Genomic DNA, 18,628 nt, shown 5'->3' with positions numbered 1-18,628 from the left:
TCCCTTCCGCGTTGAGGAGGCATCACACTCTTATAATCTGCTTACCTTACCATTATTACGTATATGTAAAAATCATTTTCAAAATGGACGGATTATCATTTTTATTGAAACACCTAGAATAGATATCAACAAAACGACGCAGCGCAGTAAGCAAACCTTAACTACGCTTATTACGTCACTCCATATACTGAGAATATAAAGGAAAATCCAATGACTGTTGAAATCAAACCTGGTCAAACTCACATCAAATCCAAGGCAATGGTTGCATGGGCCGCTGGCGAACCACTGAAAATGGAAGAAGTGGATGTACAGCTTCCTAAAGCGGGTGAAGTGCTAGTGCGCATCGTCGCAACAGGTGTTTGTCATACTGATGCGTTCACTCTGTCAGGCGACGATCCAGAAGGCATCTTCCCTTCTATTCTTGGTCACGAAGGTGGCGGTATTGTTGAAATGGTTGGCGAAGGCGTTACCAGCGTTGAGGTTGGCGACCACGTGATTCCTCTTTACACCGCAGAATGTGGCGAGTGTAAGTTCTGTAAATCGGGCAAAACCAACCTTTGTCAGGCCGTGCGTGAAACACAAGGTAAAGGTCTGATGCCCGATGGTACAAGTCGTTTTTCTATCAACGGTGAAACCATCTTCCACTACATGGGTTGTTCTACTTTCTCTGAGTACACGGTACTCCCTGAAATCTCGCTAGCGAAAGTAAACAAAGATGCACCACTTGAAGAAGTGTGTCTGTTAGGTTGTGGCGTAACAACTGGTATGGGCGCAGTTATGAATACGGCAAAAGTTGAAAAAGGCGACACGGTTGCGATATTCGGTCTGGGTGGCATCGGTCTTTCAGCGATCATCGGTGCACGCATGGTGGGTGCAAGCCGCATCATCGGTATCGATATCAACGAAAGCAAATTCGATCTTGCAAAACAGCTAGGCGCAACCGATGTGATTAACCCACAGAAATTCGACAAGCCTATCCAAGAAGTGATTGTTGAAATGACTGACGGTGGTGTTGACTACTCATTCGAATGTATCGGTAACGTAAACGTGATGCGTCAGGCACTTGAGTGTTGTCACAAAGGTTGGGGTGAGTCGGTGATCATCGGTGTTGCGGGTGCAGGTCAGGAGATCTCAACTCGTCCATTCCAGCTCGTAACTGGTCGTGTATGGCGTGGCTCGGCTTTCGGTGGTGTTAAAGGCCGCTCTGAGCTTCCAGAAATCGTAAACCGTTACATGGCTGGTGAGTTTGGCTTGCAAGAGTTCATTACTCATACAATGGGATTGGCTGACGTAAACAAAGCGTTTGATCTGATGCACGAAGGTAAGAGCATCCGTACTGTTATTCATATGGATCAATAATGCTACCTCAGGCTCTCCTTTTGGGGAGCCTGAATTCATTCTGTTGTTAGAGAGTTTATTCATGACCATTGAAAATGTAAGCCAAACCAAAGTGTTTGGCGGTTGGCACAAACAATATACACACGAATCCAAAGCCCTAAACTGCACGATGCGCTTTGCGATTTTCTTACCACCGAATGCCACTAAATCGAACCCCGTACCCGCTTTGTACTGGTTGTCGGGCTTAACCTGCACCGATGAAAACTTTATGCAGAAAGCGGGCGCATTTCGTATGGCGGCCGAGCTTGGCATTGCGATCATTGCACCAGACACGAGTCCAAGAGGCGAAGGTATCGCTGACGATGAAAACTATGACCTGGGTAAAGGAGCTGGCTTTTACCTTAATGCGACTCAAGCACCTTGGTCACTGCATTACTTCATGTACGATTACGTGACTAAAGAGTTACCAGAGATCATTGAAAGCAATTTCCCTGTCTCAGAAGTAAAATCCATTTCTGGGCACAGCATGGGAGGTCACGGAGCATTAACCATTGGTCTGAAAAACGCAGAACAATATCGCTCAATATCGGCGTTTAGCCCTATCTGTAACCCAGTCCAATGCCCTTGGGGACAAAAAGCCTTTACTGCTTACTTAGGCAAAGATATTGAGAGCTGGAAGCAATACGATGCAAGTGAGCTTCTCAAGCAAAAACCATCACCACTTCCTATTTTGGTTGATCAAGGTGATGCTGATGGCTTCCTTAACGAGCAACTTAGGCCAGAAGCGCTGGTTGCTGCAGCAAAAGTGCATGATTCAAACCTGAACTTAAGAATGCAATCTGGTTACGACCATAGCTATTATTTCATCTCAAGCTTTATTGACGATCATCTCAACTTCCATGCGAAGTATTTGTTTGCCTAATTCATAGAAGTAACTTGATGAATTAAAAAATAAAGTCACCTACCTAGGTGGCTTTATTTTTGGTGCGTATTAACATACCAATCTTAAATAACATTGGAATAAAGATAGAGAACAATGTAAGGATGAAATCGGATTTGCTTGTACCTCAATCATTAACCCTTCTAATTCTCATTCACAATACAATTCATCGGTTGAAAATAGGATTAATTTCCATTAAAAATCTGCGAACTGACACGAATTCGTTATAGAGCGAAATAATAGCGCATATTTCTGACCTTTTAATTAAGAAGTCACTTAATAACCTTGACGTACAGTAAACCGACAGTTACTTTTCAAACATAACATATTATAAAATCTCATCCGGTTGGCTCTATTATTACAATTACAAATAAAGTACCGCTAGCACCTTTGTCCTAGCTCAGCAAAAAAGAATAAAACTCAAAGGGCATATGATGAAAAAGATAGTCGCGCTAGGTCTGTTTTTTGTTGCGCCATTCTTATCTGCAAGTACGATCGTATTTAGCAGTAGCCAACAACCTAGTGTCACATTAAAACTGGAAGAGATTCAATCTTTACCAACCACCAGCTACACAACCACGCTACCTTGGATCCCTGCTTCTTCTGAATTTCTTGGGGTCAAACTTAGTACGCTCCTCACCCACGTCTATGGCAAAGTGCCAGAACAAGTTGATGTCAGTAGCTTGAATGACTATCACTCGACACTGTCTCGACAAGACATTCTTAGATACCAACCAATACTGGCTTACCAACAAGATCAACACTATATAAAAGTCAGGAATAAGGGGCCATTTTGGGTAATATACTCTCTTAGTCTCTATCCTGAGCTCAACTACAATAAATATCACGCGCAAATGGTCTGGCAAGTAAATGAGATGAAAGCAAAATAATAAGAATGAAGTTATCAGAACCCACCCCTCAAAAGCAGAGAGCACCACAATACTCGACAACCAGTAAAATGTTGCTTGTGGTGTTTGCCACTTCTTTGCTTCTCGCAAATGTATTGCTTCTGCAGCAGACACGCGCACTGTCACAAAACTTTAATAATGAGCAAAAACAAGCAACCTGGTTTTTATTCCAACTCTCTAAAGAGCTTTCGGAACTTGTCGGAGAAGCGAGACGAGTCGATGAAAATGTATTAAATATCGAAGGTGCAGAGCTGCAATATGAATTGGCCTGGAGTAGATTCGATTTATTAATTAGTAGTAATGAAGCCTACACTTTTTTCTCTCGAAATAATATGCATCAGTATTTCATTGATCTTTTTGAGGAATTTCAGGGTCTGGAAGCGCAATTAGTTGAAGCAAGAACTGGCGATAGCCAAGCTGCGGCTCAATTTTATCGATCCACTCAAACACTGTACTTAAGCTTGGTCGATTTCGTTAATCAGAACTTTCGCCTAAGCAGCAAAGTCTATGAGGCTCAGAAAGGAGAAACGCAACGGTTAATGCAAGCGCAGTATATGCTGTTTGCTACGTTCGTTTTGTCGATCCTGTCTCTGACTTATTTCTTTTATCGTGAATCCCATTTCCATAGAAAACTGGCGCTCAGCGACCCACTGACTCATCTTGGAAATCGCAATGCACTATTTATCAACCTGAATGAGCTCACTCAAGAGAAAAGGCCTTTTTCTCTGTGGATTTTAGATTTAAATGGTTTTAAAAGTGTCAACGATACACACGGTCATCAAGTGGGAGACACCGTACTGCGTGAAATTGCTAGACGGCTTAAATCTATGGCGTTGAATGATTTTACCGTCTATCGCATGGGAGGCGATGAGTTCGCCGTCATCCTCGAAGGGGAGCATGTTGATGAAGAAGGCGTTCGTGAGCATATCAATGCGGTATTTGATGCGCCAATACTAAACTCCGACAACGTCGCAACACTATCAACCAGCATGGGCTTAGCGCAATACCCAAAAGACAGTAACAATGTTGACTTTCTTATCAGCATAGCGGATAAGCGCATGTACAAAATGAAATTTCAACGTTAAACGGTATTTATGATGAGAAAGTTCATGCAAGTACTGCTTCTACTAGCAGTCATTGCGGCAGGTGTGTTGGCTTGGGTATTTATTCCATCGCACGAAACCATCGGGCAAAAAACGCTTGAGCAGGCACTCAACGACGACTACAGCCTCGTTGGGCATCGAATCTACTCAACCGATCCGGATGCTGGCAACCGATTCGGCTACTTCGTATTGGCAACGGGACAGCGCATTGAAGAACAAGAGCCGTTTTTGGTCACTTCGGATCAGTTTATTCGCATGGAACAAACGGGTGATAACACCTTGTCTGTGACCGTCAATGGCCGTATCTACCAATACCACAACGACTTGTGGGTACCAAAATCGAATGGAAAGTTGCAGCACTTTTTGGTCAGCGCAACCGCTAAGTACGTGCGCTAAAAAACGGGAACATTACTACCCCCTCCCACCACACACACAAAAAAACAAAGCCCCGCATGCACTGCGGGGCTTTTTACGTTAACAAGAAAAGAACATCGAAAGGATGAGCGTTACTTCGCTAACACTTTCTCTTTAATCACTTTTAGTACCCCAGCCTCTTGGTTGCTTGGCGCAGAATAACGAGCGATTTTCTTAATCTCTTCATGCGCGTTAGCAACCGCGTACGAATGCTCACTGACTTGCAGCATTTCGAGGTCGTTGAGGTAATCACCAAACGTCATGGTTTCTGCCGGAGTAAAATTCATCGTCTCTTGAAGGTGCTGAATGGCCGCGCCTTTAGACGCCTCGGCATTCATCACATCCAGCCAAATTTTTGCGCTCACCACAACTTTATGCGTTGCGCCAAACTTCGCGTTCATGGTCGGGAACAGGAGCTCTTCCGAACCGTCAAAGTGACAAATTGCCACCTTAATAAACTCGTCTTCGACCTCAAGCAAATCCGGCACGTATTCACAGCGGTGGTAGTACTTTTGAAATTCTTCCAGCGATTGCTGATCATGCGTTTCGATGTACGCCGAGCGCTTGCCACACAATACGATGTTCGCCCCGTCAATTTCACGAGCCGCTTTCACAATCTCCGCCACTTCCGCTTTAGGAATGGTGCAACTGTAGAGCTCTTTGTCTTGGTACATCACCAAGGTGCCGTTTTCGGCCACATACAACACTCGATCTTTGATTGGCGCGAACGTGTCACGCAGGCTGTAATACTGACGACCAGACGCAGCGGAGAACAAAATACCTTGCTCTTCCAATTGCAAAAACAGATCGAAAAACTCTGGATCCAAACGACCGTATTGGTCAAGCAAAGTGCCGTCCATATCGGAAGCAATAAATTTGATGCGAACTTGTGACATTAACTAAAACTCTAAATGACGCTGCGAAAATAGAATCCATGTAAGGTACAGGATCTTGTATGAATCTCAAGTCGGGATGACGACGCCTTTCGCGATTACCAAGGGTGCTGTTTAAAGTAATCTTCACTGTGATCGATGAACGCTCTCACCGCAGGAGACAAGTGTTTACGCGATGAATACAGCGCGTAAATGTTGAGATCATTTGGCTTCCAATCCGGCAACACCGACTCAAGCTGACCCGATTGCAGATAGATATTGCTCAAATAGGTTGGCAGCATCGAAATACCCATGCCTTGCAAAGCGCCATGCAATAACGCCGTGGCCTCATTGCTGGTTAGGCTACACTCAATTCCCACCGATTCGAACTGGTCGCCCTGAGACAAATGCCACACGTGACGCTCAAAGTTTTTGTAACCCAAACAGTCGTGTGAAGATAAATCTCGCGGATGCGCGATCGCGCGATGAGTTTGCAAGTATTGCGGTGATGCCACCAACACCGATTCACACACCGCAATCGGCTTACCAATCAAAGAAGGATCGGGATCTGACGCAATTCGGATCGCTAGATCGATGCGTTGCTCGGTTAGATCACTCACTGAATCTTGCAGATCAATGTCGATATGCACTTTGGGGTGCTTTTGCATAAAACTGTTTACTGCTGGGATCAACTGTGAGAACCCAAATGAAGTGCTAGACGCGAGACGGATTTTTCCGGACAGCTCACCATCAACGGCAATGTTTGACGTCAACGTATCGGCCTGTTTTAACCAGCGCTCAATCTGAGGCAAGCTGCGTTCCCCTGCGGTGGTGAGGGACACCTTGCGCGTGGTGCGGTGCAACAAACGAGTTTGTAGCCAGTTCTCCATCGCCTCTACATAACGAGTCACCATTGGCCGAGACATGTCTAACCGCTCGGCGGTCGCGGTAAAACTGCCAGAATACACCACATCCACAAATACTTTTGCTGCCGTTACTCTGTCCATATATTTGCTCGAAATAAGAAATAGTGATGCACATTATTGTGTATTTTTCCGAGCGTATCAATTTCCTAATATAGCTCCCGTTCCCAAGCCATCGTCGCTTGGCCCCAAATTCTTTAGGAGCTTATTATGAAAAAATTCACTTTGATTGCTACATCCATTTTAATGGCAAGCCCTGTCCTAGCGGCAAACCACTCTCCCCTTACTCTTGAGGTTTACAACGCCGACGGTAACAGCTTCCACGTTAACTCAACCTTGGTATACGGTAAGACTGATGCCATGGTCATCGACACTGGCTTCACCAAAGCTGACGCGATGCGCATTGCCGCCAAAGTGTTGGACTCAGGCAAAACGCTTAAAACCATTTTCATCAGCCAAGCCGACCCAGATTACTACTTTGGCGCAGAGGCCTTACACCAACAGTTCCCTGATGCGCAGATCATCACAACGCCAGCGGTTCAAAAAATTATTAAAGAGAAGTTGGCTGGAAAGCTGGCGTACTGGGGACCAAAACTTGGCGCAAACGCACCGGTAAAACCAGTGATCCCTGTCGCGTACGACAAAGCATCATTAGAGCTAGAAGGCCATAAGATTGAAATCCGTGGTAACCATGGCACATCAGCACACCGCCCTTACCTATGGATTCCAGATAACAAAGCGATTCTGGGTAACGTAGCCGTGTACTCAAACGTGCATTTATGGATGGCCGATGCCGCTGACCAAACCGCCATCAATGCTTGGGAGCAGCAGCTTAGCGAGATGCTTGCGCTTAAACCTCAAGTGGTCATTCCTGGTCACATGAAAGCAGGCACAAAGCTGAACGCAGACACCATTCGCTACTCGCAACAATACTTGCAGGATTTTCAGCAAGCGAAAAAACACAGCAATAACAGCGCTCTACTCATTGACACCATGTCAGCGAAATACCCAGAAGCTCAATTGCCAATCGCGCTAGAAATCGGTGCAAAAGTGCATACTGGTGAAATGTCATGGTAACCGTGCATTACTTCTTCGATCCCATGTGTGGTTGGTGCTACGGGGCATCACCACTCATCGAAGCCTTGATGGACAACTCTCAATTTAAGGTAGTGCTTCATCCCGGCGGCATGATCGAGAAACGCGCGATTGAGCCTGAATTTCGTCAGCACATCATCAACAGTGACACTCGTATCGCAACCGAAACGGGAGCAACGTTTGGTGAGGCCTATTTACAACGCGTGAAAAGCGAAGATGCGTTTGTTCTTGATTCTTATCTACCAACACAAGCGATCTTGAGTGCGGAGAAAATGGGGCGGAATCCATGGCACATGCTAAAGGCCATCCAATCCGCGCATTATCAGCTCGGGTTAAAAGTGAATGAAGCATCGACGCTCAAAGCCATTGCAGAATCGCTAGGTTTAGCAAACGATGTGTGGGAGCAAAACATGACGTTAAGCGAAGCCGATCTAGATGAGAAAATTCGCTCTAGCCGACAGTTGATGCGCCAGTTACACGTTGGTGGTTATCCAACCCTGATTGCAGAAGTAAATGGCGAGTACCTGACCTTGCCGCACTCGGCCTACTACGACAAACCGGCACAGTGGAAGCTGGCATTACAAAAACTGCAATAAGCTCTTCCCCACTCGCTCTTGTTCTTAATCCAAGAGCGAGTGCCAACACCGACATGGCAATCCTGACTCAAACAGGTACAATCCTCGCTCGATTTTTTACTCGCGCGGATACCCACCATGCACTCGCCTGAACATTGTTTTACTCGTTTTACTGCTGATACTTCTGACTATGAATTACCAACGCAGTTTACGTTTCCGTTCTACTACACGCCGCATCCTCTTTGCGTTATGGCTGCAAAGCAATTGCAACAGCACTTATTAGCGCAAACCGACTTCGAACACGATTTTGGTTTGGTTAATGAAGAAACGGGACGAGGCAAAATGTTTGGCGTATTACTAGTAGAAAGCTCTCAAGGCGAGCTCGGCTTTTTAAGTGCGTTTTCTGGCAAAATAGCTGACCAAAACTTGATTCCAGGATTTGTCCCTCCTGTGTACGACATGCTGACCGATGAAGGCTTCTTCCGTGCAGAAACGGATGCCATCAACGCCGCCAATGCGGAGTACAAAACCTGTGCCGCGAATCCGGAATTGGCGGAGCTTAAAGCGCAAATCCAAGCCGACCGAGCCGCTTATCAGCAAGAGGAGCAAACACAGCGCCAAGTGATGATTGACGGCCGCGCCGCACGCAAACAACAGCGCCAACAGGGCGAGCAAACGCTCAATGCCGATGACCTCAAAATCTTGTTGGATGAGTTGGGTAAGCAAAGTGTCGCCGAGAAAAACGTTCTCAAATACTTAAAGCAAGCGTGGGATGAAAAGCTTGCAATCAAAGAAGCTCGCTTGGCCGAGTTAGAGCAGCAACTTGCTCATCTGAAAGAGCAGCGCAAAACGCTCTCCAACGCTTTGCAGCACAAATTGCATAAACAATACCGCTTCCTAAACAACCATGGCGAAGCACGCGACTTGGTGGACATTTTTGCGGACACCACAAACCCAATCCCACCAGCAGGTGCGGGGGAATGTGCTGCGCCAAAACTGCTTCAATACGCGTTTAAACACGGATTCAAACCGCTGGCGCTGGCAGAATTTTGGTGGGGTGTGTCGCCAAAGTCTGAAGTTCGCCAACACAAAAAATTCTACCCATCGTGCAACAGCAAATGTCAGCCGATTTTAGGCCATATGATGCAAGGGCTGGACGTCGAACCCAACCCATTAGCGGAGAATTGGGCAGAAGACAAAGAGCTGGAGATAATCTACCAAGACGACGCTATGGTCGTCGTCAACAAGCCCTCGGGCTTACTTTCAGTGCCTGGTAAAACTATCAAGGACTCTGCTTATACGCGCCTACAAGCGATGTACCCTGATGTGGAAGGGCCGTTTGTGATTCATCGCCTCGACATGGCGACCTCTGGCATTTTGGTGTTTGCCTTAACCAAGCGCGCGAACAAAAGTCTGCAAAAACAGTTTATGGCTCGCGACGTACAAAAACGTTATATGGCACTGCTCGAAGGCGTATTAAACGAGCCTGAAGGGGAAATCTCACTGCCAATGCGTGGTGACCCCGACGACCGCCCACGTCAACTGGTGTGTTTTGAACACGGTAAACATGCAGAAACCTACTGGCAACTGATTGAAGTCAAAGATGGACGCAGCAAGGTATACATGTATCCGAAAACCGGGCGAACTCACCAACTACGTGTACACAGTGCTCATCACATGGGGTTAAACATGCCGATGGTTGGTGATGGTTTATACGGCGAAAAAGCGAATCGCTTACACCTGCATGCTGAGATGCTAGAGCTGGATCATCCATACAGCAAAGAGCGCATGGTGTTCAGAGCTGAGTGCGAGTTCTAACTTCTTCCAGATTTTAAATAACAAAAAGGCACTGACTAACAGTGCCTTTTTGGGTTTCTAACAACAGAATAAGCGTGATGCGCGATACCGAAAACCGTTAGCTCACCTTAAACTTGGTCCACACCTGAGAGCGCCAACGCCTTGCCATGATGATACCACGCACCCATTCATCGAGAGCGATTGCCATCCAAGCCCCTAAAACGCCATAACCCATGTGGATGCCAAAGATGTAGGAGAAAAACACGCCTAGTCCCCACATACTCAAAATCCCCATTTGCACTGGGAACTTGATGTCACCCGCGCCTTTGAGCCCCGCGATAAAAATCAGGTTAAACACACGTCCGGCCTCGAGCAAAATTGAGCCCATGACTAACGAGCCTGCCAATGCGAGTATTTCTGGTTGATCGGTAAATACGCGCAGAATCTCTTCTCTAAACAGGTAAATCAGTGTGGTTGCCGCCGTTGATGCCACAAATCCCACTAAGAAGTAGATTTGTACGCGTTTTAAAATGCTGCTCACCCAACCTTTGCCGATGTAGTAACCAGTCTGAATTTGCGCAGCCTGACCAATTGCCAACGCGAAAGCAAACGAGAAACGGGCAATGTTTTGTGCATAAGTGAAAGCCGCCAACGATGCCGTCCCCATTTGCACCACAAAGTACACAATGCAGATTTGCGCCACGTTGTAAGACAGCACTTCACCCGCGTTCATACCGCCGATTTTTAAGATCTTTTTGTAAATTTCTGCGGGCACTTGTTTCATGGTCGACATTGGTAGTTCAATGCTGCTGCGAGCGAGAATAAACCATAACATTAACGTACCGATGACTTGGCTGACGACGGTTGCTATTGCTACACCTTGCACACCATACACAGGTAAACCGAATGGCTGGTAAAGCGCAATATAGTTACCAATGATGTTGAACACACCCGAGATCAAGTTCACCACCATTGGAGAGCGCGAATAGCCATGGCTACGCAGAATGGTCGTAAAGACTATGCCTATGGTGACGTTGAACGTCATCGCTCCGCTGATCAGCAAATATTCACGTGCGTATTGCTCGACTTGCGCCTCCAAACCGTAATACGGGAGCAGGAATATCGCGCCAAGCACAGCAATCACACTCAATAGCACACCGATGATCACAGACAGCGCAATACTTGCAACGCCGACGCTCACAGACTCTTGCTCGCGCCCTGCGCCATTGTATTGGGCAATCAAAATCCCCGTTCCGCTGCTGACAAAAGTCGAAACGATGATTAAGAAAAAGGTAATCTGCGTGATCACACCAACAGCGGATACCGCTTTGTCTGAGTATCCACTCAGCATGAACACGTCACTGGTTCCTAAAGCCGTCCGTAGCAAAATTTCGACAAGAATCGGCCAAGCTAACGCCACAATAGACATTCGCTGGTTGATGTTCTGGCTTTTAGGCATGTTTGTAACCTTTCCTACAACTAAAAACTGCCTCACAAAATGTGTGAAGCAGTTTGGAAAAAGAGTGACTCGAACGAAGCTCGATATGAGGTCGTGATTTAGCGCGGATTCTAGTCGCATATTGGTCACAACGACAACAATATTTCGCTCTGTTTCGGAAAAATATTTCTAATGCTTTTTCACAACGAAAAACTCATTGACGGAACTTAGAGATCATCGATTGACGAACAATGAGCTCAATAGGTAGAAGGCGCAGTTCATGCTAGTCCCAACAGAGTTGAGTCAGGATAGATCCTGCAAATACAGCGGTGGAAATGCATTACTTTGAATTATTAATCGAACCATCTGAAACCATAAAGATCCGCCATGGAAAACTTTATAAGCCTTTGTTGCGCTTTGAGCACTCTCACCAAACCACACTTCTAGGCCCATACTAAAAATGACTGACATCACATTTGGAAACTTTGTTGTTCTATTCATCGCTAAAATACCGCCTAGAATAAGCGTACACGTTAATTAAACAAGGATACGTAATGTCGACATTGGCTGGAGCACGCTTAGAGGAAATGGCGGATATCCGCTCAACAAGAAAAAAGAAAATTGTCTTTTTATGCTCCAGTATCGCCGCGGCATGTTTAACTTATGGCTCCATTGCTCAATTGTTTGAGGATAATTGGGGATTAAGCTTTTTCCATGCTCTGTGTGCCTTAGCCTGTTTAGGTATCAGTTATGTGATAAAGGTTCAACGACATCATCAATATGCCGACCTATGGCTGAGTGCCGTTTTGATGTTCGAAGGGTTATTGCTACTTCTGTATAACGATGCCCCCTCAGGCAAACTGCTATGGCTATACCCTATTGTCGCCACTCTGGTGCTGATCAATGAGTTTAAAGTCGGTCTGCTGTTTAGTGGCACCTATATCTTACTGATCTTTTTTGGCGTCGTTTTTTTAGATCGGCTACCAACAGCCAGTGACATCATAGAACGACGATTTATGCTGACCCTGATAGCAACTGCATTTGTGTGTCACACATTCTCGTATTACTACACAAAAGTCCTCAACTACATTCAAACACTTTATCGTGAAGGGATTGAAGAGTTGGCGTATTTTGACCAACTCACAGGGCTTGCCAACCGCTGGAGCTTTGAAACTTGGGCGCGAGCAAAGCTCGATGAGATCAACCGTTCATCTGATGACAGTATCACTGCTCTGGTCTTCCTAGATATTGATAACTTCAAACATATTAACGACACCTACGGACACGATATTGGTGACCAAGTGCTTCAAGCCTTTGCAACTCGATTAAAAAACAATGTTCGCCATAAAGACAGAAAAACCGACAAACACGACTACTCCATCGCTCGATTTGCGGGCGACGAGTTTGTGCTCATGCTCTACGACATAAACAGTAAAAATGACCTCGACAGCATTTTGAAGCGTATTGTGAATCTATTCCCAAAAGGCTACCGAAGCTACGATATGATTAACGAGTTAACGATGAGTGTGGGCGCTGCTATCTACAAACAAGATGCGAAGGATTTATCTGAATTGACTCGGTGCGCAGATAAAGCAATGTATGCGGCTAAACACACAGGGAAAAACCAATACGCGTATTACGAGCACTGCAATACCGAAGAGAAGTCAGCCTCTGAAACACCGGCTGTGTCAGAAGCTTGCTAACGGTTAAGCGAATACATGCATCACCCATAGCCCCAGCACCAGAAATACGATTAGCCACACAGCTTGCAACACTCTGCTCGGCTTATCTTGCTGGCGACTGAATTGGCCTTTAAACGCACGGTCCTTCACTTTGCCCATTAAGCCTTTCCCTAGAGCACGTCGATAGAATTCACGTCTCTTATGGGCTGCATTGGCGACCTCGGTAAAACGATGTCTTTGCTCATTGGTGAGATCTTTGTCCTCGTAACGAGGAGGGAGATCAGAATGCTTGCGTTGTACTGCCATCACTTCCTCCCTGGTCGATGGGTACATTTTTATTAAGTATATACCCAAATAACCAAAAGATGCGTTATAAGTGAAGGACATAGACGAAAAAACCACCCGAAGGTGGCTTTATTACAGGCAAAAAGGACGCTTTAGAAGTACTCACATAAATACGCAGTCGCGTCTTTCACTTGAAGCTCAAACGAAGAGTTCCCTTCCACTTCAAAAAACTCACCACTTTGGTAAGTCGTCCAATCACTCTCGCCGACACGCTTGACCACAAGTGCACCTTTTACAACCGTCATACGCTCAGGCGCTTGAGTGCCGAACGTGTATTCACCAGGAAGCATTACACCAACGCTAACGTCCTGATCATTCTGGTTAAAGCCTAGTGATTTTACACTACCTGCAAAATAGCTATTTTCCTTAATACTCATTATTGGTTTCCTTATCAAAAGTCAGCTCTTTTTACCTTGTTTCTTCCTGTTACTCAAGCTCTGAAAGTCATTAAGCTCAATGTTATAAAGCACATCCTTTGCTACTGAGCGAGGCCACCTTTTTCTAGGCTTAACCAGACGACGTAATTAGTGAGATAAAGTCGGTGAATTAGTTAACGCCAGCAATCAATAAAATCATCAATAAGAGTGTATCTGAATGTAAAAGTGGACATTAGATCATAATTTCTTAGTCTTAATCGCGGGATTGTTTGTTTTTGAGAAGGAAGGTTTCCACCATATTAAAAAAGGGAAGAAAAGTAGACCAATGACGGACTCAGCTCGCCGAAGGCGGAAAACAAGACAGGAACCAAAACTTTCATTTTGGGCTCGCCACCAATCCAAAGTCCTCAAAAGCACATTTGCCGTTTTTGGGGTGGGTCTTTTGACGTTTTTCAGCTATCAAATCCACCTATCCTATCAAGACCATATTGACCCGGAAAAAGTCTACGGCGAGTGGATTGAGATCGGCGCGCCACCCTACCAAACAGAACGTCTGACTTTCACGGAGGATGGGGTATATCGAAACCATCGACTCATCACGACAGAATTTGAATTCGATGGAAAGGTCATCACGTTGAACACCGGATTAGGAAAAACCGCGTACCAGATCTCGGGCTCTCACCTTTCACCTCAGATTCGCCGTATTGAGCCTCTTATTCCAGACCAACGATTCATCCGTAAGGGATTTGAGCATACCGTTCAAGGCTCAGAAACCGGAGCGGCTTCAAAACGTCGCGCTGCATTAAGTGAACATTTTAGCCGTGACTAGCACGTCTTCACGGCTATTTCTCCTTTCAATTCTCTTTCTACTTCGATGAAACAAAACCTTAATAAACAATGAAATAAGGTATTCATCGCATTTATCCCACCCGATACTGAGTAAACAATAATTTTAGTTTCTGCTGAGATTTTATAAATTATTGACTCAGTCTGACACTTTCTGTGTAACAGAGTGCGAGTTTTAGTTAAGTTCTCTCAAGTGCCTCGAAAACCGTCTTAATTTTTTTTGACGAAAAAAAACTCTCTGAAATGCTGAGTGTGATGCTTTTGCACATGGAGTAAATCCAATCATCTTATCTGGTGCAAGAGCAGCCTATGTTCTAGGTAGAACATGAATCCAAGGATTGAGAGAGAAGTTATGATTCGATTTAACCTATGTGCAGCTGGCGTTGCTTTAGCACTATCAGGTGCTGCAGTTGCGGCTCCAACCGCACCAAGTATCGATATGTACGGTTCCAACAACCTTCAGTTTTCTAAAATTGAACTCGCGATGGAAACCACGTCAGGCTACTACGACATGGTGAAATACCATGAGCAAGCGAAGATCACTGTTAAGTTTAACCAGTGGAGTGGCACGCCAGGTGATACTTACAACGTCTATTTTGATGGTGCAAAAGTAGCAACCGGCCCAATCACTGGTAGCCAAACAACAGCGACATTTGAATATGGTCAGGGCGGCCTATACCAAATGGAAATCGAGGCATGTGATGCGACAGGTTGTGCGAAAAGCGCACCAGCTGAAATCACGATTGCAGATACCGATGGTTCTCACTTGAAGCCACTGACGATGAACGTTGATCCAAACAACAAAACGTACAATACCGATCCAAGCGTCGTGATGGGTACGTATTTTGTTGAGTGGGGCATCTATGGTCGTGACTACACGGTCGATAACATGCCAGTCGACAACTTGACTCACATCCTTTACGGTTTTATCCCAATTTGTGGCCCAAATGAGTCTGTGAAGTCTGTTGGCGGCAACAGTTTCAATGCACTACAAACCGCTTGTACAGGCGTGCCTGACTACGAAGTCGTGATCCACGACCCTTGGGCCGCTTATCAGAAGAGCTTCCCACAAGCTGGTCATGAATACAGCACACCTATCAAGGGTAACTACGCAATGCTAATGGCATTGAAACAACGTAACCCTGATCTAAAAATCATCCCATCTATCGGTGGCTGGACGCTGTCTGACCCATTCTTCGATTTCGTGGACAAGAAAAACCGAGACACATTCGTCGCATCGGTTAAGAAGTTCCTGAAAACTTGGAAATTCTACGACGGTGTTGATATCGACTGGGAATTCCCTGGTGGTGGCGGTGCAGCCGCGGATAAGGGCGACCCTGTAAACGATGGCCCAGCTTACATCGCACTGATGCGCGAATTGCGCGTAATGCTTGATGAATTAGAAGCTGAGACAGGCCGTACTTACGAGCTAACGTCAGCTATCGGTGTCGGTTACGACAAGATTGAAGACGTAGACTATGCAGATGCGGTTCAATACATGGACTACATCTTCGCGATGACTTACGACTTCTATGGCGGTTGGAACAACGTTCCTGGTCACCAAACTGCGCTTTACTGTGGTTCATTCATGCGCCCTGGTCAGTGTGACGGTAGTGGCGTAGATGAGAACGGCGAACCGTACAAAGGTCCTGCTTACACAGCAGATAACGGCATCCAGCTTCTTCTTGCTCAAGGCGTTCCTGCGAACAAGCTAGTACTTGGTACAGCAATGTACGGTCGTGGCTGGGAAGGCGTAACTCCAGATACGCTAACCGATCCAAATGACCCAATGACAGGTACTGCTACAGGTAAACTGAAGGGCAGTACAGCGCAAGGTGTTTGGGAAGATGGCGTAATTGACTACAAAGGCATTAAGTCATTCATGCTAGGTGCAAACAACACTGGCATTAACGGCTTCGAGTACGGCTATGATGCACAAGCAGAAGCACCATGGGTATGGAACCGCACTACGGGCGAGTTGATCACATTTGATGACCACCGCTCAGTGCTAGCAAAAGGTAGCTACGCTAAGTCTCTAGGTCTTGCGGGTCTATTCTCTTGGGAAATCGACGCGGATAATGGTGACATTCTCAACGCAATGCACGAAGGTATGGCTGGCGGTGTAGTTCCTCAACCAAACCGTAAACCAACCGCAGCTGCTGGCGCAGATCAATCTGTAACTGGCCCTGCAAGTGTGGTTCTAGATGGCAGCCTATCGAAAGACTCTGACGGCACTATCGCAAGCTACGCTTGGGAGCAAGTCTCTGGTACTGCAGTGGTACTAGCAGGCGCCAACACTGCGAAAGCAAGCTTTGATGCAGCAGAAGTTACCGTTGAGGAGCAATTAACTTTCAAGCTGACAGTGACTGACAACGAAAGTGCAACGGCATCTGACCTTGTTGTAGTAACTGTGAAGCCAGCAGGTGTGGTTGACCCAGCGAACAATGCGCCAGTAGCGCAAGTTGTTGCTCCAGCAACAGCAAACGCTGGTGACGTTGTGGTTGTAGATGCGTCAGCCTCTAGCGATGCAGACAACGATACTCTTACTTTCAACTGGACGCTTCCTCAAGGTTTGAACGCAACGGTTGAAGGTTCTAAAGTCACGTTCACTGCTGCTGAATACCCGCAAGACACTAGCCTAAGCTTTACCGTAAGTGTGAGCGACGGCAAAGCGTCTTCAACGGCAAGCGCAACTGTTGTTGTTGCACAGCATACAACCGACCCAAACCCTGGTACCTGTGACAACGCATGGGATGCAAGCGCAGTGTACACAGGCGGCAACCAAGTCACTCATGCAGGTAAAACTTGGGAAGCGAAATGGTGGACTCAGGGTGACGATCCTAGCCAATCTGGCGAATGGGGCGTTTGGAAAGAAGTTGGCGTGGCTAACTGTAACTAAGCCCAACCTTGCAGACTTTCTGTAAAGTTAACGATCAAAGGACAGCTTCGGCTGTCCTTTTTTGTTTTTATCTCATAACGAGAAAAGAGATACCATAGACGAAAAACAATCCGAGGTATTGATTTCAAATCGAATTAGCCCAAAACGGACCGAGCCAATTAGCAAGCATGAAGATTACCAAGAACGATCGAGTAAACGGTCAAAACTACTGAAGACTTGTGCACACTTCATCACTCGGCCATGGCCTTGACCTTGCGTTGTCACTAACTCAACATTTTCAATCTCTTCAGCGGCTTGTGCAGAAATACTGTACTTAGTGAACTTATCCTGCTCATCATGAACAATGATGGCTGGAGACGAGCGCTCAGCCAAACGCTTTAGCGGATCAATTGACTGTAATGGGTAACCAAATTGATCTTCAACTTCAGAAACTACGGCATTAAAAAGCTTCATCGAATAACCTGAACGCGCAATGCTACCGAATAGGTTCTCTACGTAATTCAATACCGGTGCAATAAGCAGTAAAGGCTTGTTTTCTAATTTGCTATGTCTGCACTCAAGAGCAGAAGCGGTGCCCATGCTGTGCCCAACTAGACCAACAATATCGTCTACCGTATCTAACACATCTTCTAACCCTTTGACAAAACCCGGAATGTGCCCATACTGCCCTTCACTCTCACCATGTGCTGGATGATCGTATGCCAAAGCGGTGAAACCTTTCGACGCAATATGTTCCATCAACGGATAAAACTGACTTGCGGTACCAGACCAACCATGAGTTAACACCCAAATAGGTCCAGAGCCCAAAGTGTAGGTTTTGATAATGCCTGCATGCCCTTTAATTTCACCTTTGGCAAGTCCTTGAGGTTCGGTGTTTTTAGGTGCTGTGCGAGCAGGTGTCAGGAGCAACTTACGCGCGGTATTCTTTGCATGGGAAGGGGCCAGCGTATGGTGTAAACGCGTACTGATGTTCACCAAACTGCGCTTAATACTGAAACGTTGCGATGTATTAAAGTAAATTTTTTCACTCATGATTATGTCCTTAACTATCAGCTTCGCACAAAAAATAGAACGGT

The 18,628-nt window shown here is 46.0% G+C and carries 17 protein-coding genes; 11 read left to right on the top strand and 6 right to left on the bottom strand.

The window, feature by feature from the left end:
• The first annotated feature begins 210 nt into the window (after positions 1-210).
• The 5 genes from L3V27_RS07745 (at position 211) to L3V27_RS07725 (ending at position 4,685) form a co-directional block, all read left to right on the top strand.
• Positions 211-1,359: an S-(hydroxymethyl)glutathione dehydrogenase/class III alcohol dehydrogenase gene (locus tag L3V27_RS07745; RefSeq protein WP_005391984.1), complete on the top strand. Its 1,149-nt coding sequence runs from the start codon at positions 211-213 to the stop codon at positions 1,357-1,359.
• A 61-nt stretch (positions 1,360-1,420) separates the two neighbouring features.
• Complete coding sequence (fghA, locus tag L3V27_RS07740; RefSeq protein WP_046875601.1) at positions 1,421-2,260, top strand: S-formylglutathione hydrolase; 840 nt, start codon at positions 1,421-1,423, stop codon at positions 2,258-2,260.
• Between the two features lie 452 nt (positions 2,261-2,712).
• Complete coding sequence (locus tag L3V27_RS07735; protein ID WP_005391987.1) at positions 2,713-3,168, top strand: hypothetical protein; 456 nt, start codon at positions 2,713-2,715, stop codon at positions 3,166-3,168.
• A 5-nt stretch (positions 3,169-3,173) separates the two neighbouring features.
• Positions 3,174-4,271 (top strand): GGDEF domain-containing protein, encoded by a 1,098-nt coding sequence (locus L3V27_RS07730; RefSeq protein ID WP_053809126.1) that lies wholly within the window; start codon positions 3,174-3,176, stop codon positions 4,269-4,271.
• A gap of 24 nt (positions 4,272-4,295) precedes the next feature.
• Positions 4,296-4,685 carry a hypothetical protein gene (locus L3V27_RS07725; protein ID WP_237311505.1) on the top strand — a complete coding sequence of 130 codons (390 nt, stop codon included), beginning with the start codon at positions 4,296-4,298 and terminating at the stop codon, positions 4,683-4,685.
• A gap of 110 nt (positions 4,686-4,795) precedes the next feature.
• Here the strand turns inward: L3V27_RS07725 and L3V27_RS07720 are convergent, their stop codons facing one another.
• Positions 4,796-5,599: a Cof-type HAD-IIB family hydrolase gene (locus L3V27_RS07720; protein WP_046875603.1), complete on the bottom strand. Its 804-nt coding sequence runs from the start codon at positions 5,597-5,599 to the stop codon at positions 4,796-4,798.
• Between the two features lie 95 nt (positions 5,600-5,694).
• On the bottom strand, positions 5,695-6,582 hold the full coding sequence (locus L3V27_RS07715) for a LysR family transcriptional regulator (protein ID WP_167427147.1): 888 nt from the start codon (positions 6,580-6,582) through the stop codon (positions 5,695-5,697).
• A 126-nt stretch (positions 6,583-6,708) separates the two neighbouring features.
• Between L3V27_RS07715 and L3V27_RS07710 the strand changes: the two genes are divergently transcribed.
• The 3 genes from L3V27_RS07710 to L3V27_RS07700 all read left to right on the top strand — a co-directional run bounded on the left by L3V27_RS07710 (position 6,709) and on the right by L3V27_RS07700 (position 9,986).
• Positions 6,709-7,575, top strand: a complete 867-nt coding sequence (locus L3V27_RS07710; protein WP_237311504.1) for an MBL fold metallo-hydrolase — start codon at positions 6,709-6,711, stop codon at positions 7,573-7,575.
• On the top strand, positions 7,569-8,189 hold the full coding sequence (locus L3V27_RS07705; RefSeq protein WP_167427145.1) for a DsbA family protein: 621 nt from the start codon (positions 7,569-7,571) through the stop codon (positions 8,187-8,189). The genes L3V27_RS07710 and L3V27_RS07705 overlap by 7 nt, the downstream gene beginning before the upstream one ends.
• Positions 8,190-8,306: 117 nt before the next feature.
• Positions 8,307-9,986, top strand: a complete 1,680-nt coding sequence (locus tag L3V27_RS07700) for a pseudouridine synthase (protein WP_237311503.1) — start codon at positions 8,307-8,309, stop codon at positions 9,984-9,986.
• Between the two features lie 97 nt (positions 9,987-10,083).
• On the opposite strand, the gene L3V27_RS07695 is transcribed toward L3V27_RS07700, so the two are convergent.
• Positions 10,084-11,424: an MATE family efflux transporter gene (locus L3V27_RS07695; RefSeq protein ID WP_237311502.1), complete on the bottom strand. Its 1,341-nt coding sequence runs from the start codon at positions 11,422-11,424 to the stop codon at positions 10,084-10,086.
• Positions 11,425-11,957: 533 nt separating this feature from the next.
• Between L3V27_RS07695 and L3V27_RS07690 the strand changes: the two genes are divergently transcribed.
• The gene (locus L3V27_RS07690) at positions 11,958-13,106 is read left to right on the top strand and encodes a GGDEF domain-containing protein (RefSeq protein ID WP_237311501.1); all 1,149 of its coding nucleotides are present in this window, start codon (positions 11,958-11,960) and stop codon (positions 13,104-13,106) included.
• Between the two features lie 3 nt (positions 13,107-13,109).
• On the opposite strand, the gene L3V27_RS07685 is transcribed toward L3V27_RS07690, so the two are convergent.
• Both L3V27_RS07685 and L3V27_RS07680 read right to left on the bottom strand, forming a co-directional pair.
• Positions 13,110-13,391: a hypothetical protein gene (locus tag L3V27_RS07685; RefSeq protein WP_005392005.1), complete on the bottom strand. Its 282-nt coding sequence runs from the start codon at positions 13,389-13,391 to the stop codon at positions 13,110-13,112.
• A gap of 131 nt (positions 13,392-13,522) precedes the next feature.
• The gene (locus L3V27_RS07680) at positions 13,523-13,807 is read right to left on the bottom strand and encodes a pyrimidine/purine nucleoside phosphorylase (protein ID WP_005392006.1); all 285 of its coding nucleotides are present in this window, start codon (positions 13,805-13,807) and stop codon (positions 13,523-13,525) included.
• 325 nt (positions 13,808-14,132) lie between these two features.
• On the opposite strand from L3V27_RS07680, the gene L3V27_RS07675 reads away from it, so the two are divergent.
• On the top strand, positions 14,133-14,636 hold the full coding sequence (locus L3V27_RS07675; protein ID WP_104972159.1) for a DUF2850 domain-containing protein: 504 nt from the start codon (positions 14,133-14,135) through the stop codon (positions 14,634-14,636).
• 369 nt (positions 14,637-15,005) lie between these two features.
• On the top strand, positions 15,006-17,552 hold the full coding sequence (locus tag L3V27_RS07670; RefSeq protein ID WP_237311500.1) for a glycosyl hydrolase family 18 protein: 2,547 nt from the start codon (positions 15,006-15,008) through the stop codon (positions 17,550-17,552).
• 174 nt (positions 17,553-17,726) lie between these two features.
• On the opposite strand, the gene L3V27_RS07665 is transcribed toward L3V27_RS07670, so the two are convergent.
• Positions 17,727-18,584 (bottom strand): alpha/beta hydrolase, encoded by an 858-nt coding sequence (locus L3V27_RS07665; RefSeq protein ID WP_005392011.1) that lies wholly within the window; start codon positions 18,582-18,584, stop codon positions 17,727-17,729.
• Positions 18,585-18,628: the final 44 nt, after the last annotated feature.

It is taken from the genome of Vibrio sp. J2-3(2022) (genome assembly GCF_021725735.1).
GTDB lineage: Bacteria > Pseudomonadota > Gammaproteobacteria > Enterobacterales > Vibrionaceae > Vibrio > Vibrio diabolicus.
Note: the sequence above shows the minus strand (reverse complement) of the source record. Positions and strands in the feature narration are given on the sequence as shown.

Coding starts and splice junctions, on each gene's coding strand:
- L3V27_RS07710 (WP_237311504.1), top strand. CDS start 6,709: ATGAAAAAATTCACTTTGATTGCTACATCCATTTTAATGGCAAGCCCT.
- L3V27_RS07680 (WP_005392006.1), bottom strand. CDS start 13,807: ATGAGTATTAAGGAAAATAGCTATTTTGCAGGTAGTGTAAAATCACTA.
- L3V27_RS07720 (WP_046875603.1), bottom strand. CDS start 5,599: ATGTCACAAGTTCGCATCAAATTTATTGCTTCCGATATGGACGGCACT.
- L3V27_RS07705 (WP_167427145.1), top strand. CDS start 7,569: ATGGTAACCGTGCATTACTTCTTCGATCCCATGTGTGGTTGGTGCTAC.
- L3V27_RS07685 (WP_005392005.1), bottom strand. CDS start 13,391: ATGGCAGTACAACGCAAGCATTCTGATCTCCCTCCTCGTTACGAGGAC.
- L3V27_RS07665 (WP_005392011.1), bottom strand. CDS start 18,584: ATGAGTGAAAAAATTTACTTTAATACATCGCAACGTTTCAGTATTAAG.
- L3V27_RS07715 (WP_167427147.1), bottom strand. CDS start 6,582: ATGGACAGAGTAACGGCAGCAAAAGTATTTGTGGATGTGGTGTATTCT.
- L3V27_RS07735 (WP_005391987.1), top strand. CDS start 2,713: ATGAAAAAGATAGTCGCGCTAGGTCTGTTTTTTGTTGCGCCATTCTTA.
- fghA (WP_046875601.1), top strand. CDS start 1,421: ATGACCATTGAAAATGTAAGCCAAACCAAAGTGTTTGGCGGTTGGCAC.
- L3V27_RS07675 (WP_104972159.1), top strand. CDS start 14,133: ATGACGGACTCAGCTCGCCGAAGGCGGAAAACAAGACAGGAACCAAAA.
- L3V27_RS07695 (WP_237311502.1), bottom strand. CDS start 11,424: ATGCCTAAAAGCCAGAACATCAACCAGCGAATGTCTATTGTGGCGTTA.
- L3V27_RS07670 (WP_237311500.1), top strand. CDS start 15,006: ATGATTCGATTTAACCTATGTGCAGCTGGCGTTGCTTTAGCACTATCA.
- L3V27_RS07745 (WP_005391984.1), top strand. CDS start 211: ATGACTGTTGAAATCAAACCTGGTCAAACTCACATCAAATCCAAGGCA.
- L3V27_RS07690 (WP_237311501.1), top strand. CDS start 11,958: ATGTCGACATTGGCTGGAGCACGCTTAGAGGAAATGGCGGATATCCGC.
- L3V27_RS07730 (WP_053809126.1), top strand. CDS start 3,174: ATGAAGTTATCAGAACCCACCCCTCAAAAGCAGAGAGCACCACAATAC.
- L3V27_RS07700 (WP_237311503.1), top strand. CDS start 8,307: ATGCACTCGCCTGAACATTGTTTTACTCGTTTTACTGCTGATACTTCT.
- L3V27_RS07725 (WP_237311505.1), top strand. CDS start 4,296: ATGCAAGTACTGCTTCTACTAGCAGTCATTGCGGCAGGTGTGTTGGCT.